This is a genomic window from Bacillus sp. RCC_6_1, assembly GCF_041360755.1.
GTDB lineage: Bacteria > Bacillota > Bacilli > Bacillales > Bacillaceae_G > Bacillus_A > Bacillus_A cereus.
The window spans coordinates 127,165-142,733 of record NZ_JBFUPV010000002.1; the positions used below are offsets into that span (position 1 = coordinate 127,165).

Genomic DNA, 15,569 nt, shown 5'->3' on the forward strand with positions numbered 1-15,569 from the left:
TATGTGTAATAACAGTGAGAAGGAGTAGTAGTAATAGAAGCTGGTTTAGAGAGTTGACGGTCGGTGCAAGTCAATCCACGTTTCGTTATGAACTCGCCTTTGAGTTGCAGTTGTGAAACTAATAGTAGCAATTGCCGTTAATCCACGTTACGGATCTAAGCGAATGTATATTTGTACATTAATTTAGGGTGGTACCGCGGGAATCTATAACCTCTCGTCCCTTTTTAGGGATGAGAGGTTTTTTGTATTTTGGGCGGTGAAAATAAATAGAATTTCAAGGAGGGTATCTCATGAGCTTTAATCATCAAGAAATTGAGAAGAAGTGGCAAGGGTACTGGGAAGAGAATAAAACATTCCGTACGCCAGATGAGACAGAAAAACCAAAATTTTATGCACTAGATATGTTCCCATATCCATCAGGTGCAGGCTTACACGTAGGACATCCAGAAGGTTATACAGCGACAGATATTTTATCTCGTATGAAGCGTATGCAAGGATATAACGTTCTTCATCCAATGGGATGGGATGCATTTGGTCTTCCAGCAGAGCAATATGCACTTGATACTGGAAACAGCCCAGCTGAATTTACAGAGCATAATATTAATACGTTCCGTAACCAAATTAAATCATTAGGTTTCTCTTACGATTGGGACCGTGAAGTAAATACAACAGATCCAAACTACTATAAGTGGACGCAATGGATCTTCCTAAAACTATTTGAAAAAGGCTTAGCTTACGTTGATGAAGTACCTGTAAACTGGTGCCCAGCACTTGGTACAGTACTTGCAAACGAAGAAATCATTGACGGTAAGAGTGAGCGTGGTGGACATCCAGTTGAGCGTCGTCCGATGAGACAGTGGATGTTAAAAATTACAGCTTACGGAGATCGTCTATTAGAAGATCTAGATGAGCTTGATTGGCCTGAAAGCTTAAAAGATATGCAACGTAACTGGATCGGTCGTTCTGAAGGTGCAGAAGTACACTTCAACATCGATGGTACAGACGAGAAATTCACAGTTTTCACAACGCGCCCTGATACATTATTTGGTGCAACATACTGTGTACTAGCTCCAGAACATGCACTTGTTGCAGAAATTACAACAGCAGAACAAAAAGAAGCGGTAGAAGCTTACATTAACGCTGTAAAAATGAAGAGTGATCTAGAGCGTACAGAACTTGCGAAAGAAAAAACTGGTGTATTCACTGGTGCTTACGCAGTTAACCCAGTAAACGGTGAGAAATTACCAATCTGGATTGCTGACTATGTTCTTGCAACTTACGGAACAGGTGCTGTAATGGCAGTTCCAGCTCACGATGAGCGTGACTATGAATTCGCATCAGTATTTAATCTTCCAATGAAGGAAGTTGTAAAAGGCGGAGATATTACGAAAGAAGTGTACACAGGTGATGGTGCACACGTAAACTCAGCATTCCTTGATGGTTTAAATAAAGAAGAAGCAATCGCAAAAATGATTGAATGGCTTGAAGTAACGAGCGCAGGAAATCAAAAAGTAACGTACCGTCTACGTGACTGGTTATTCAGCCGTCAACGTTACTGGGGTGAGCCAATTCCAGTAATTCACTGGGAAGATGGTACAATGACAGCTGTGAAAGAAGAGGAATTACCATTAGTTCTTCCGAAAACAGAAAACATCCGTCCTTCAGGTACAGGTGAATCACCACTTGCTAACATTGACGAGTGGGTAAATGTTGTTGATCCTGAGACTGGTAAAAAAGGTCGTCGTGAAACAAATACAATGCCGCAATGGGCTGGTAGCTGCTGGTATTACCTACGTTACATCGATCCAAACAATAGCGAAGCACTTGTAGATCCTGAAAAAGTAAAACAATGGCTTCCAGTTGATATTTATATCGGTGGTGCAGAGCACGCTGTACTTCACTTACTATATGCTCGTTTCTGGCATAAAGTATTATACGATATCGGTGTAGTTCCAACGAAAGAACCGTTCCAACAATTATTCAACCAAGGTATGATTCTAGGTGAAAACAACGAGAAAATGAGTAAATCAAAAGGTAACGTTGTAAACCCTGATGATATCGTAGCAAGCCACGGTGCAGATACACTTCGTCTATACGAAATGTTCATGGGACCATTAGATGCTTCAATCGCTTGGTCTGAAAATGGTCTTGACGGAGCTCGTCGTTTCCTAGACCGCGTATGGCGTCTATTCGTTCAAGATAACGGTGAATTAAGTGAGAAAATTACTGACGCACCAAATAAAGAGCTTGAAAAAGCTTACCATCAAACAGTGAAGAAAGTAACAGAAGACTATGCAGAGCTTCGCTTCAACACAGCGATTTCTCAAATGATGGTATTCATCAACGATGCATACAAAGCTGAAACACTTCCAAGAGAATATGTAGAAGGTTTCGTAAAAATGATTGCACCAGTTGCACCTCATATCGGGGAAGAGCTATGGAGCAAACTTGGATACAATGAAACAATCACATATGCAAGCTGGCCAACATTTGATGAGTCTAAACTTGTAGAAGATGAAGTTGAAATCGTTGTTCAAGTTATGGGTAAAGTTCGCGCAAAACTAACAATGAGTAAAGACGCATCAAAAGAAGAAATGGAACAACTTGCACTTGAAGCAATTCAAGACCAAATTGAAGGGAAAACAGTTCGTAAAGTAATTGTTGTTCCTGGAAAACTTGTTAACGTTGTTGCAAACTAAATCATTTGAAAAAGCTCAGAGCGTTTATGTTCTGAGCTTTTTTGTATAGAAAATAATCTCAGGGTCACCTTCATCTAAGTTTTCAACTATTCCGCTACGTATAAAACCATTCGAGTTAAATACTTTCTGCATACTTTCATTCGATTCGTTCGTTGAAGAAAATATTTTTTGAGTAGGAGAATGACTTAACATATATGAGATTAACGAGCTTGCATAGCCTTGCCTTCTTTTAGTTGGTGAAACAATGATTAATGAGAGGAAAGTACAACCAAAGAAATTTGTATCGTATGTTAGAAAGCCAGAGATAGAATTTTCTTCTGTTACAATGATGCATCTGCCTTCACGGATAGTGTGCTTAATATAATTTCGTCTACTATCGTTTCCAATTACGTCAATATCTATATGGACGATTGAATCTAAATCATTGATAGAAGCCTTTGTTACATTCTTCAATATAAATACCTCCTAGAAAAAATATTCAGTTAATTAATTTTATCATGAATGAAGAAAAAGAAGCGGAATTCTAGTGCAGACAAACACCTATTCTTCTATAGGAAATATGATAAAAAAGGTAGGCTAAATTGAGTAGAAGAGGTGAAAGGAATGAAAGGGATGGACAATAATGCACCACATGGTTTCTTCGGGAGTGGATCGGATAGTTATGAACAAATGATGTTAATGGGAGGAGGACAACAAGGATACGGTGGAATTCCGAGCTGGATGGGCGGAACACCTGGAGGGTTTTCTACATCAGTAGCGGGTGTACAAACTGGAATTCCAACATTAACAGGAGGATTTCCATCATCGGTAGCCGGAGTGCAAACTGGAATCCCAACATTTGTTGGCGGAGCAGCGGGAGGAGTACCAGTAGGCGTACCAACTGCATTTCCATCTTTCGTTGGAGGAGTACAGACAGGATTTCCTGTACCGGGAGTAGGTGTTGTAGCAGGAGGAGTAGGTGGATATCCGCAAGTAGTTCACGGCTACCATGGTCATCATCACCACCATCAAGGTCAACATGGCCATCATGGACATCACCACCATCAAGGTCAACACGGCCATCATGGACATCACCACCATCAAGGTCAACACGGCCATCATGGTCATCACCACCATCAAGGTCAACACGGCCATCATGGTCATCACCATCATCAAGGTCAACATGGTCATCAGGGGCAACAAGTACATCACCACGGTCACCACCACATTCATCCGCAAGCTGTTCTTTATCAAACTCACCAAGGCCAACATGGTCACCATGGACATCACCACCAAGGCCAACATCATGGACACCAAGGTCACCACCATCACCAAGGTCATCAAGGCCAACACGGTCATCATGGGCACCAAGGCCAACATCATGGACACCAAGGTCAACATCATGGACACCAAGGTCAACAGCACCAACAGCACCAACAGCACCAACAATATCAGCAATATCAACAACAACAACAATCTTCTCCTTGGACAGGTGGAATTGGAGCAGGAGGAGCAGGGGCAGCAGCAGGAGCAGCTAGTATTAGTGGAGCAGCAGGACACGCAGGGCACGTGGGTCATTAATGATTGGCAGAAAAAAAGCCATAATAAAAAACTGCTAGGAAATCCTAGCAGTTTTTTTCAGCTTCTTGACGCTGACGTTCAATTTCAGCACGAAGTTGTGGTTCCGGTGCTTGCCAGCCTTCTGGCTTTAGAATCTTACCGTCGCCTTCACGGAATCGAGGCTTCCCATCAGGGAATAGTTTTGCCATGTTGGCGTTGTTTACAATTTCGAATCCTTTATCTGGACGTACGCCCATTTCTGCAAACGTTCCGAATGCAAAGTAAATAAGGTCAATCAGTGCATCGTATTGATCTTCAACAGTCGTTGCCTCTAGAAATTCTTCTAGTTCTTCCTGCATAAAACTTGCACGGATTTTTGCACGCTCTTCTGTTAATTTTGTTGGAGTATTTGTCACAGGATGTCCGAATACTTCATGCATTTTCGCAACAAGTTCGTATCCTTTATCTAAACCTTTTTCGTTTGTCATGTTGTTTCATCCTTTCTTACGTTATGCCGAAGTTTATTGTAACATAAGGTGATTATGAAATGAAAAGAACATCTTATCGAAATAAGATGTTCGCTCGTTATTCTTCTTTTTTTATTAAAAGCGATGAAATAAGATCGATGCCAAAAATACCGACGAGTAACATTGGTATAACGACAAGTAAGTAACGTGTGAAGGAAACATTTTTTAAGTATGTATGAGCAAATAAAAAGACGCCGAGAAATAAAATACCATTTAAAATAGGCTTTACTAATTTTTTAGACATAAGCTCCCCCATAAATATCTTCTCTCTCTATTTGATAATAAAAAACTCCTCTCTCCGTTGTATCATGCTGGAGAGAGGAGTTCAATCATTTCTCATTCAATAACACCAGAATTTGTAATATTTACGGTGTATTTTATATGAACCGGAACATCTTTATACATTTGTCTCCATTCTTCTAATTTGAATGGGCGATAATGTTGTTTATACTTTGCACCTAGCCCGAGAGGATCGACGCCTAAAGATTTAAATTGCTTAATTAACTTAGCAGCTTGTTTATCTAATTGTTTTTGTACATCTTTTTCAATGTTTTTTGTGTTCTTGTTATTTTCTAAGTTAATTTGTTTTGATAGTTCTTGAATACGTGCATCAAGACGAACGTGAATGAAAAAAGAAGGCTTTCCGTTTTTAATTTTTATATCGTAAGTTGGAACAGAACGAATATTATTAATCATTACGTACGCAGAATCTGTTTTAAATTCATGTGAATCTAATTTATGTTTCTCTAATAGTCCTTTAAATATGAACATATCTTTTTCCGCAATTTTACCGATATATTTATCCTTTTTAAAAAGGCCAATTCCGGTAATTTTTATTTTATCACCATGCTTCTTTAGAATGGGAATATAGTAGTCTTTTCCTTCTTGATAATAGCGAAATGCTCCTATATGTAGATTATCCGCTGGTAAAGGTCCGGTCTCCATGTTATGTTCTAGCAATTTTTTTATATAAATTGCAACGTTGTATGAAGTCGAATATTTGCCTTTTAAAAGTTCAGTACCATTCCCATCTAATAAAGCAGCATATAAAGCGTTCCCTATATTCACATCTCGGAGTAATGTATCGAATGAAGTAGACATTCCTGTTTTGGCAAGTCTTATCGTATATAGAGCGACACGCATTTGTCCACTAGCAAAAGGTTGAGAAGACTCTAAAGATGTGTCTGCTTTTACTTGTTTTACCGCATTTGCACTGCCTTCAAAAACTTGAACTTTATTTCCTTTTTTTTGAATGGGACAAACGAATGTCACTTTTACTTTATTATCTTTTGCAACGTCAAATACGGATCCTTGAATAAGTTGTACATCGTCGATAATATTTTTTTGTAAACATCCAATTAGACTGAAGAATGTTATACAAGAAATAAGTATTAATTTGCTTGTGCTTTTGATTTTTTCCATTTTCTTTTCACCCACACAATAATAAATAGGATTGGGATGTATACATAAATGAGCCAAAAACTAACCTTTGATACATTACTAATAAAGTTATTAATATCGTGTCTGTTTGTTAAAAGTTGCGAAACAATGAGAGTGATAAAGATAAAAGCAATTAAAACACCCCTTTGTTTTACACGGAATATTTCATGAGTTGCTCTCATTGACGCCCATAAAGGGAGGATAAAACTTGAAATAATAACGAGTGCATAGCCTGAAATTGCAATATATTCGAGTCTTTCTATAAATGGTAATTGAATAACTTGGGTCATAGAAAGTTGGGCCCATATCGTTTTTAACAATTGTTTTTCACTAAAAAATGCAAAGGCTAAAAGGGTGCTAAATAAATATAGAAGATTTGAAAATAGTGCTCCAAACTGAGCGTATTTATGAGATTGCATAGGCTTTTTCACAAATGGATACACCATGAGGTAAATCTCAAAACCGGTCATACTGTAGATTGACAGTTGAGCGGATTTTAAAATGTCTGAAAAAGAATGTGTGAATATAGGTAGTAAATTATCCCAATGTGAATATTTCAAAACGAATAAGCTTAGAAATAAATATCCTAATGTACCACCAACAGAGATGACGCAAATACCGGTAATTACACGAAATCCAGAAGAGATAATGTAATAGCTAACTAAGCATAAAAAGAGTGTTAACATAAAGGTAGAAGCGGTAGGAAACATCCATACTTGAATAATTTCAACATATGTTCGGATGACTGAAATACTAACGATTAAAAAATAAGCCATAAAGATGATGCTAATGCCATTTCCTAGCCATTTTCCAAATGTTTGCCGATGTAAATCAACTAAATTCCCATTTGTTTCTTTTAATAAGACATACATCATCCATATAAGAATGTGGATTAAAATTCCTGTGATTATAACTCCCATCCATCCGTCGTATCCAGCGGCCTTTGCGATGATTCGAGCGAAGCCGAGAACGCCAGCACCGAACTGTGCACCGTGAATTAAGAAGAAAACAAAGATAGGAGATATTTGATATTTTTCTTGAACTTTACTCATCGAATGCACCTCATTTCTTAATCATCAAAGTCTGATCTATGCTTTGTTGAAATTCCTTTCGCTGCTTTTTTTACATGTTGTGGCCTTGCTTGTACATCTCTTGTATCAATCATTGTTAAAGGAAAACGAATCCAAGAATCTTTAACAGATTGTTGTCTTGTTGGATAAAATAAAGCGTACGGCTTGCGTAAAGAAGTGAGTCTAAATAGATGGGTAAATAAAAAGATAAATCCAAGTGAAATCCCGAAAAGTCCTCCTATTTCTGCAAATATGAGAAACGGGAAACGTAGTAATCGAACCGCATTACCCATTTTATAAATAGGTGTAATAAAGGAAGCGAGTGCTGATAGTGCAACGATAATTAATAAAATGTTACTCGTTAAACCTGCTTGTACAGATGCTTGTCCGATTACGATACCCCCTACGATACCGAGCGTTTGACCAACTTTCATCGGTAACCTCGCGCCAGCTTCTCTCAGTAAGTCGATCGCAAGTTCTAAAAAGAGTGCTTCAATTAAAGGTGGGAATGGTACTTGTGCTCTTGATAAAATTAAGGTTTCAAGTAAATCACTTGGAATAAGTTCATAATGATAATTTAAAACTGCAACGTATAACGGTGTAGCGCAAATTGAAAATAGAACGGCAATTAATCTTAAAATCCTTGAAAATGTAGCGTACATCCAGGAGACGTTATAGTCTTCTGGTGAAATGAAAAAATCAAAATAGGATACGGGTGTTAGTAAAACACTTGGAGAACCATCAACAAAAATAGCGATTTTTCCATCAATTAGTGCTTTTGTAACTCTATCAGTACGTTCTGTATTGATATAGAGAGGGAAAATCGATTTTTCACCCATTAATTCTTGTAAATAAGCACTATCATTAATTTGATCATATTCAAGAGCGCGTAATGACTCTTCTAGAAAATCTACATTATCTTTTTCAGCAAGGTTGTCTAAATACATCATGACAACTTTTGTTTTGGAAAACTCGCCGATAATCATTTCTTTTGTTTGTAAATCTAAAACAGGAAGACGTTTTCGAACTAAATTAATGTTTGTATCAATATCCTCTACGAAACCTTCTTGCGGACCAATAACAGTTGATTCGTTTAAAGGAGGGGTTGGTGCACGATAATTATCAATTGCAATGTTTGCAAGCATACATTTTTGATCTTGCTGATTCAATTGAATAATCGCATGCCCCTTTAAAACCATATCCTCAATTTTTTGTAAGTCGTTCGTAATTGTAATGCCGCTCATCGGGATATGTTCCTTAAGCTCTTCTAGTGATGCGTTAGGTCGTTCTAAAAGAGTGGGCATTAAATACTTTTGTAATTTTTCTCCATCAAGTGAAGGGCGATAGTAAGAAATCCAATAAGGCATCGTTTCATCGTCGGATGTATGATAATTTACAAAATCACTAGACTTTTTCAGCTTCTCTATTAAATTTTGTAAAGAATGAATACGATCTTTTTCTGGTTTTGTAAAGTCATAAATACTATTACCTCCAGAGCTTTGTTGCTTACTTTGAGAAGGTTCATCTTGCTTAGTGTTTTGCTGTTTATCTTGAAACGAATCACCTTGTTTAGCACTTTGTTGTTTATCTTGAGACGAATCATCTTGTTTAGCACTTTGTTGCCTATCTTGAGAGGAATCATCCTGTTTAGCGCTTTGTTGCTTATCTTGAGACGAATCATCTTGTTTAGCACTTTGTTGCCTATCTTGAGAGGAATCATCCTGTTTAGCGTTTTGTTGCTTATCCTGAGAAGGGTCATCTTGTTTAGCACTTTGCTGCTTATCTTGAGAGGGATCATCCTGTTTAGCGTTTTGTTGCTTATCCTGAGAAGGGTCATCTTGTTTAGCACTTTGCTGCTTATCCTGAGAAGAATCCTCTTGTTTAGCGTTTTGTTGCTTATCCTGAGAAGAATCACCTTGTTTAGCGTTTTGTTGCTTATCCTGAGAAGAATCACCTTGTTTAGCGTTTTGTTGCTTATCCTGAGAAGAATCACCTTGTTTAGAACTTTGTTGCTTATCCTGAGAGGAATCCTCTTGTTTAGCGCTCTGTTGCTTATCCTGAGACGAATCTTTTTGCTCGTTATTTTTACCTTTATTATGTTTCATACTTCTAGTCTGTTCTTTGTTATCATCCTCTTGATTGTTAGAATGCTGCTCCTGATTATCTGTTTCGTTTGCTTCTGGTTTATTTGATTTTTTTTTCTTACGTAACCAATTCCAAATCATATGTACGCCCTCTTTAATCTTGTAATATAGTGCTATTTTGTGGCTAATTTTGTATATTATTCATTTATTTATGAAAAGAAGAAGGAGATTAGTTTGCATAGAAAAAAAACTTTAGTAAGCAGTTCATACTATAACGGGGAGAGGGAGAGTCTGTGCAAATTGTAAAAAAGGAGAAGTTTGTTTTAAAAGGGTTTACGTTTGAAAATGGCAGAGAAATTCCTGTTCAAATGGGATACGAGACATATGGCACTTTAAATAGAGAAAGGTCAAATGTGATTTTGGTTTGTCATTATTTTAGTGCAACAAGTCATGCGGCAGGAAAATATACAGTTCATGATGAGGAGTCTGGTTGGTGGGATGGGCTAATTGGACCTGGAAAAGCAATTGATACAAATAAGTATTTTGTTATATGTACGGATAATCTTTGTAATGTGCAGGTGAGGAATCCATATGTAATTACAACAGGACCGAAATCAATTAATCCAGAAACTGGAGAAGAATATGCTATGGATTTTCCGATTTTTACATTTCTTGATGTAGCTTGTGTGCAATATGAGTTAATAAAAGGTATGGGAATTTCAAGGTTACACGCTGTAATCGGACCGTCGGCGGGGGGAATGATTGCACAACAATGGGCGGTTCACTATCCACATATGGTAGAGCGGATGATTGGCGTTATTACGAACCCACAAAACCCAATTATTACGTCAGTAAACGTAGCGCAAAATGCGATTGAGGCAATTCAACTCGATCCAAATTGGAAAGATGGAAAATATGGAGAAGAGCAGCCGATAAAGGGGCTTCATTTAGCAAATAGAATGATGTTTATGAACGCGTTTGATGAGCATTTTTATGAAATGGCATTTCCTCGTAATAGTATAGAGGTAGAACCTTATGAAAAGTTTTCTACACTAACATCATTTGAAAAAGAGATAAATAAAGCGACGTATACAAGTATAGAGCTAGTAGATGCAAATTCATGGATGTATACTGCGAAGGCAGTTTTATTGCATGATATTGCACATGGGTTTTCTTCACTAGAAGAATCTCTTTCTAACATAGAAGCGAATGTACTTATGATTCCCTGTAAACAAGATTTGCTTCAGCCGTCTCGTTATAATTATAAAATGGTAGATATTTTGCAAAAACAAGGGAAGTATGCGGAAGTGTATGAGATAGAAAGTATAAATGGGCATATGGCGGGAGCATTTGATATTCATTTATTTGAAAAGAAAGTTTATGAATTTTTAAATCGGAAAGTATCTAGTTTTGTTTAGAAGACAAATGATGGGGAAAAGGTGCGATGTTTGTAGTAGGCACCTTTTTTTACATGATTTGTAGACGGAAAATATATGTAGCTATTGCTATACCGAAAAACGCTATGCTAAGCAATAGAAATAAGAATGACATTTCTTGTGGGGATTTTATTTTTCTATTATTTTTCATACTAAGAGCAATAATTGCAGCGAGTAAGAACACAATGCCCATAATGAAAAGAAAAAGTGTCATTTTAATCGACTCCTTTCATAAAACAAGTATATTGAGGATACAATGTGCTAGTTATGTTTGTAAAGAATAAGTTTTACGAGAAAATTGAGAAATAGCTTTTCGATTCTTTGCGTTCTTTCTTTTGCATGCTAAAATTGGTAGAGAATGTTTGTGAAAAAGAAACTAAAGGTTTTATTGTATATAAGGAGGAACTACATATGACAGAAGTTAAAACAATCACTACAGAAGAGGTGCAAGAGCGTTTAGAAAATGGAGAAACGTTATTTTTAGTAGATGTAAGAGAAGATGAAGAAGTAGCGGCAGGAAAGATTCCAGAAGCTGTACATATTAAAATGGGCGATATCCCACATAAAGTAGATTTCTTTAATAAAGAGAATGAATATATCTTTATTTGTCGTTCAGGAATGCGCAGTGAAAATGTATGTCATTATTTAAATGAACAAGGGTTTAAAACAGTGAACATGGTTGGCGGTATGCTTCAATATGAAGGTGAAACGAAATAGTTAATTGTAAAAAACTTGAAACGAGTCTGTTTCAAGTTTTTTTCTTTTGCATACAGTATAAAAAAGGAGGAGGGGTAAATGGGGATTAATTTGCGTAAAGTAAAAATTATTAATAATACAGGAGCTGTTAATGTCGGTGACTGTTATGATCTCTCACCTTTAGCTGTAGCAAAAGTATATGCAGGTGCTGGAGGATCGAGTGCGGCTATTTTTTTAAATGGAAAAAGGCAGCCAGAAGCGGTCATTAGAACATCAGTATTTCTTCCGCCTTTGGCAACGAGTACACGTACGTTAGGTTCATAGAGGAAAGGTAGAGTGTAATTATGCCTGCTCATATAAAAGAGTTTGTTATTGTGAATAACACTGGAAATATATTTACCGGTGATAATTTGAGCGACACTTCATTTACTGCTTCGAAATCATATAGTGGTTCAATGGGGTGTACTTGGATTGATGTTGTTACAGTAATAGGGACGGAGACGAAGCTTTGTTTACAGCCGGGAGATTCGGTGACGACGACGTATACAAGGGGCACTCCTGCTGGTACTGTAACAGGAGCAAATATGGGGCAAAATGTAAATACATCGAGTATAGCGCAAGCTGTCCCTAATACAGATAATATGGATTCAATTGCAGGACTCCCTTAAGAAATTAAGGGAGTTTTTATTATTTAAAATAAAAATAGTCTTGGAAATTATTTTTGTAAATAGATTAAGAAGAGGCTTATTTATTATGAAAAAGACGGTTTGTAGGCGGTGAAAGTGTGAAGAATCGTGATAATAATCGGAAGCAAAATTCGTTAAGCTCTAATTTTAGAATTCCACCCGAACTTATTGGGCCTACTTTCCCCCCTGTTCCAACTGGGTTTACAGGTATAGGGATTACTGGTCCAACCGGTCCACAAGGCCCAACAGGACCTCAAGGACCAAGAGGATTACAAGGTCCGATGGGGGAGATGGGCCCGACAGGACCTCAAGGTGTGCAAGGGATACAAGGATCAGTTGGGCCAATAGGTGCAACTGGACCAGAAGGACAGCAGGGCCCACAAGGATTGAGAGGACCACAAGGAGAAACTGGAGCGACAGGACCTCAAGGGGTGCAAGGGTTACAAGGTCCGATTGGTCCAACGGGAGCGACTGGGGCACAAGGTATACAAGGGATACAGGGATTACAGGGGCCAATTGGAGCGACGGGACCTGAGGGACCTCAAGGAATTCAAGGCGTCCAAGGGTTACCGGGTGTAACTGGTCCACAAGGAATACAAGGAGCACAAGGGATACAAGGAACACAAGGACCGAGTGGAAATACAGGTGCAACCGGAGCAACTGGTCAGGGGATAACAGGCCCGACTGGAATAACAGGTCCAACTGGGATAACTGGACCATCTGGAGGACCTCCTGGTCCGACGGGGCCGACTGGTGCGACAGGTCCGGGCGGTGGACCGAGTGGAAGTACAGGTGCGACTGGAGCAACTGGGAATACTGGAGCTACAGGAAGTACAGGGATAACAGGAGCAACGGGAAGTACAGGTCCGACTGGAAGTACGGGAGCACAGGGCTTGCAAGGAATCCAAGGGATTCAAGGGCCAATTGGTCCAACAGGTCCAGAAGGTCCGCAGGGTATTCAAGGTATTCCTGGTCCGACGGGAGTAACTGGTGAACAAGGAATACAAGGAGTTCAAGGTATTCAAGGGGCAACGGGAGCAACAGGGGATCAAGGTCCACAAGGTATACAGGGGGCTATAGGGCCTCAAGGGGCCACAGGAGCAACAGGAGATCAAGGGCCACAAGGAATACAAGGAGTACCAGGGCCATCAGGAGCAACAGGCCCACAGGGAGTTCAAGGGATACAAGGTCCGATGGGTGATATAGGACCAACAGGTCCAGAAGGTCCAGAGGGACTTCAGGGCCCGCAAGGAATCCAAGGTGTGCCAGGGCCAGTTGGAGCAACGGGTCCAGAGGGTCCTCAGGGGATACAAGGTATTCAAGGATCGGTAGGAGCAACAGGCCCACAAGGTCCCCAAGGAATTCAGGGAATACAAGGTGTGCAAGGGATAACGGGAGCAACTGGAGTACAAGGAGCAACTGGAATTCAAGGGATACAAGGGGAAATAGGAGCAACGGGTCCAGAGGGTCCCCAAGGAGTGCAAGGTGCTCAAGGGGAGATTGGTCCAACAGGTCCGATGGGTCCCCAAGGTGTGCAAGGAGTACAAGGAATTCAAGGAGCGACGGGCGCACAAGGAGTGCAAGGTCCACAGGGAATTCAAGGAATCCAAGGTCCGACGGGGGCAACAGGAGATACGGGAGCAACTGGGGCGACAGGGGAAGGCACTACAGGTCCAACAGGAGTAACCGGTCCAACAGGGGTAACAGGCCCATCTGGAGGACCAGCAGGACCGACCGGCCCAACGGGGCCATCAGGTCCGGCGGGAGTAACAGGTCCATCTGGTGGACCACCTGGCCCGACAGGAGCAACCGGGGCGACAGGAGTAACAGGAGATACTGGGGCGACAGGCTCAACTGGAGTGACAGGAACGACAGGAGAAACGGGAGCAACCGGAGTGACGGGTTTGCAAGGTCCGCAAGGAATCCAAGGTGTGCAGGGAGAGATAGGTCCGACGGGTCCCCAAGGTGTTCAAGGTCCCCAAGGAATTCAAGGAGTAACGGGGGCCACTGGAGATCAAGGTCCGCAAGGGATTCAAGGCCCACAAGGCGACATAGGTCCAACCGGCCCACAAGGAATTCAAGGCCCACAAGGTTCTCAAGGAATCCAAGGAGCGACAGGGGGAACAGGAGAACAAGGTCCACAGGGAATCCAAGGTCCGCAAGGTGACATAGGTCCGACTGGGCCACAAGGTCCAACTGGAATCCAAGGGATACAAGGAGAGATAGGTCCAACAGGTCCAGAAGGCCCAGAGGGACTTCAGGGCCCGCAAGGAATACAAGGTGTTCAAGGGCCAGTTGGAGCAACGGGTCCAGAGGGTCCTCAGGGGATACAAGGCATTCAAGGACCGGTAGGAGCAACAGGCCCACAAGGTCCACAAGGAATACAGGGAATACAAGGTGTGCAAGGGATAACGGGAGCAACTGGAGCACAAGGAGCAACTGGAATTCAAGGGATACAAGGGGAAATAGGAGCAACGGGTCCAGAGGGCCCCCAAGGAGTGCAAGGTATACAAGGGGCGATTGGTCCAACCGGTCCGATGGGCGCACAAGGAGTGCAAGGAATACAAGGGATTCAAGGAGCAACAGGTGCACAAGGAGTGCAAGGCCCACAAGGGATTCAAGGGATACAAGGTCCGACGGGAGCAACAGGAGATACGGGGGCAACCGGAGCGACGGGAGAAGGAACTACCGGTCCAACAGGAGTAACCGGTCCAACAGGGGTGACTGGCCCGTCAGGAGGACCAGCAGGACCGACCGGCCCAACGGGGCCATCAGGTCCGGCAGGAGTGACAGGTCCATCAGGTGGACCACCTGGCCCGACAGGAGCAACAGGTGCGACAGGAGTAACAGGAGATACCGGGGCGACAGGCTCAACTGGAGTGACAGGAGCGACAGGAGCAACGGGAGCAACCGGAGTGACGGGTTTACAGGGCCCGCAAGGAATCCAAGGTGTTCAAGGAGAGATAGGTCCAACCGGTCCACAGGGTATTCAAGGTCCACAAGGAATCCAAGGAGTAACGGGGGCAACCGGAGCACAAGGTCCCCAAGGAATTCAAGGCCCACAAGGCGACATAGGTCCAACCGGCCCCCAAGGAATTCAAGGTCCACAAGGTCCTCAAGGAATCCAAGGAGCGACAGGGGCAACCGGGGCACAAGGCCCCCAAGGAATCCAAGGTCCGCAAGGTGATATAGGACCGACCGGCCCCCAAGGCCCCCAAGGAATTCAAGGCCCGCAAGGAATTCAAGGTCCAACGGGAGCTACAGGAGCAACCGGAGCGACAGGGCCACAAGGAATTCAAGGTCCACAAGGAATCCAAGGCCCGCAAGGAATTCAAGGTCCAACGGGAGCTACAGGAGCAACCGGAGCGACAGGGCCACAAGGAATTCAAGGA

At 41.3% G+C, this 15,569-nt stretch carries 14 protein-coding genes and 1 other annotated feature; of the genes, 7 read left to right on the forward strand and 7 right to left on the reverse strand.

All coding sequences use genetic code 11. The features are described 5' to 3' along the window. Positions 1-5 precede the first annotated feature (5 nt). Positions 6-225: a binding site (T-box leader), on the forward strand. Between the two features lie 65 nt (positions 226-290). Beyond that, positions 291-2,699, forward strand: coding sequence for a leucine--tRNA ligase (gene leuS / locus AB6801_RS06725; RefSeq protein WP_000009466.1), 2,409 nt, complete (start codon positions 291-293; stop codon positions 2,697-2,699). Between the two features lie 24 nt (positions 2,700-2,723). On the opposite strand, the gene AB6801_RS06730 is transcribed toward leuS, so the two are convergent. Further along, positions 2,724-3,152, reverse strand: coding sequence for a GNAT family N-acetyltransferase (locus AB6801_RS06730; RefSeq protein WP_000800325.1), 429 nt, complete (start codon positions 3,150-3,152; stop codon positions 2,724-2,726). A gap of 150 nt (positions 3,153-3,302) precedes the next feature. Between AB6801_RS06730 and AB6801_RS06735 the strand changes: the two genes are divergently transcribed. Then, on the forward strand, positions 3,303-4,259 hold the full coding sequence (locus tag AB6801_RS06735) for a protein VrrB (protein WP_044584919.1): 957 nt from the start codon (positions 3,303-3,305) through the stop codon (positions 4,257-4,259). Between the two features lie 44 nt (positions 4,260-4,303). Here the strand turns inward: AB6801_RS06735 and AB6801_RS06740 are convergent, their stop codons facing one another. The 5 genes from AB6801_RS06740 to AB6801_RS06760 all read right to left on the reverse strand — a co-directional run bounded on the left by AB6801_RS06740 (position 4,304) and on the right by AB6801_RS06760 (position 9,500). Then, a complete protein-coding gene (locus AB6801_RS06740) occupies positions 4,304-4,726 on the reverse strand; it encodes a pyrophosphohydrolase domain-containing protein (RefSeq protein WP_000180554.1) in 423 nt (140 codons plus the stop codon). A 97-nt stretch (positions 4,727-4,823) separates the two neighbouring features. Then, positions 4,824-5,009, reverse strand: a complete 186-nt coding sequence (locus AB6801_RS06745) for a hypothetical protein (RefSeq protein ID WP_000038781.1) — start codon at positions 5,007-5,009, stop codon at positions 4,824-4,826. Positions 5,010-5,101: 92 nt separating this feature from the next. Beyond that, complete coding sequence (gene gerHC / locus AB6801_RS06750) at positions 5,102-6,187, reverse strand: spore germination protein GerHC (protein ID WP_000411387.1); 1,086 nt, start codon at positions 6,185-6,187, stop codon at positions 5,102-5,104. Beyond that, positions 6,157-7,257 carry a spore germination protein gene (locus AB6801_RS06755; protein ID WP_000049056.1) on the reverse strand — a complete coding sequence of 367 codons (1,101 nt, stop codon included), beginning with the start codon at positions 7,255-7,257 and terminating at the stop codon, positions 6,157-6,159. The genes gerHC and AB6801_RS06755 overlap by 31 nt, the downstream gene beginning before the upstream one ends. Before the next feature lie 17 nt (positions 7,258-7,274). Further along, positions 7,275-9,500: a spore germination protein gene (locus tag AB6801_RS06760; RefSeq protein ID WP_370941043.1), complete on the reverse strand. Its 2,226-nt coding sequence runs from the start codon at positions 9,498-9,500 to the stop codon at positions 7,275-7,277. A gap of 152 nt (positions 9,501-9,652) precedes the next feature. Here AB6801_RS06760 and AB6801_RS06765 point away from each other — a divergent pair, with 152 nt between their 5' ends. After that, on the forward strand, positions 9,653-10,777 hold the full coding sequence (locus AB6801_RS06765; protein WP_097995472.1) for a homoserine O-acetyltransferase family protein: 1,125 nt from the start codon (positions 9,653-9,655) through the stop codon (positions 10,775-10,777). A gap of 49 nt (positions 10,778-10,826) precedes the next feature. Here the strand turns inward: AB6801_RS06765 and AB6801_RS06770 are convergent, their stop codons facing one another. Further along, a complete protein-coding gene (locus AB6801_RS06770) occupies positions 10,827-11,009 on the reverse strand; it encodes a hypothetical protein (protein ID WP_000171888.1) in 183 nt (60 codons plus the stop codon). Positions 11,010-11,206: 197 nt separating this feature from the next. On the opposite strand from AB6801_RS06770, the gene AB6801_RS06775 reads away from it, so the two are divergent. The 4 genes from AB6801_RS06775 to AB6801_RS06790 form a co-directional block, all read left to right on the forward strand. After that, the gene (locus tag AB6801_RS06775; protein WP_000141207.1) at positions 11,207-11,512 is read left to right on the forward strand and encodes a rhodanese-like domain-containing protein; all 306 of its coding nucleotides are present in this window, start codon (positions 11,207-11,209) and stop codon (positions 11,510-11,512) included. Between the two features lie 78 nt (positions 11,513-11,590). After that, the gene (locus AB6801_RS06780; RefSeq protein WP_000512465.1) at positions 11,591-11,815 is read left to right on the forward strand and encodes a spore germination protein; all 225 of its coding nucleotides are present in this window, start codon (positions 11,591-11,593) and stop codon (positions 11,813-11,815) included. Between the two features lie 20 nt (positions 11,816-11,835). Then, entirely contained in the window at positions 11,836-12,159 is a 324-nt protein-coding gene (locus tag AB6801_RS06785; RefSeq protein WP_001110848.1) for a hypothetical protein, read from the forward strand. A gap of 116 nt (positions 12,160-12,275) precedes the next feature. Then, on the forward strand, positions 12,276-15,569 hold a 3,294-nt coding region (locus tag AB6801_RS06790), incomplete at its 3' end, for a BclA-related collagen-like exosporium protein (protein ID WP_370941044.1).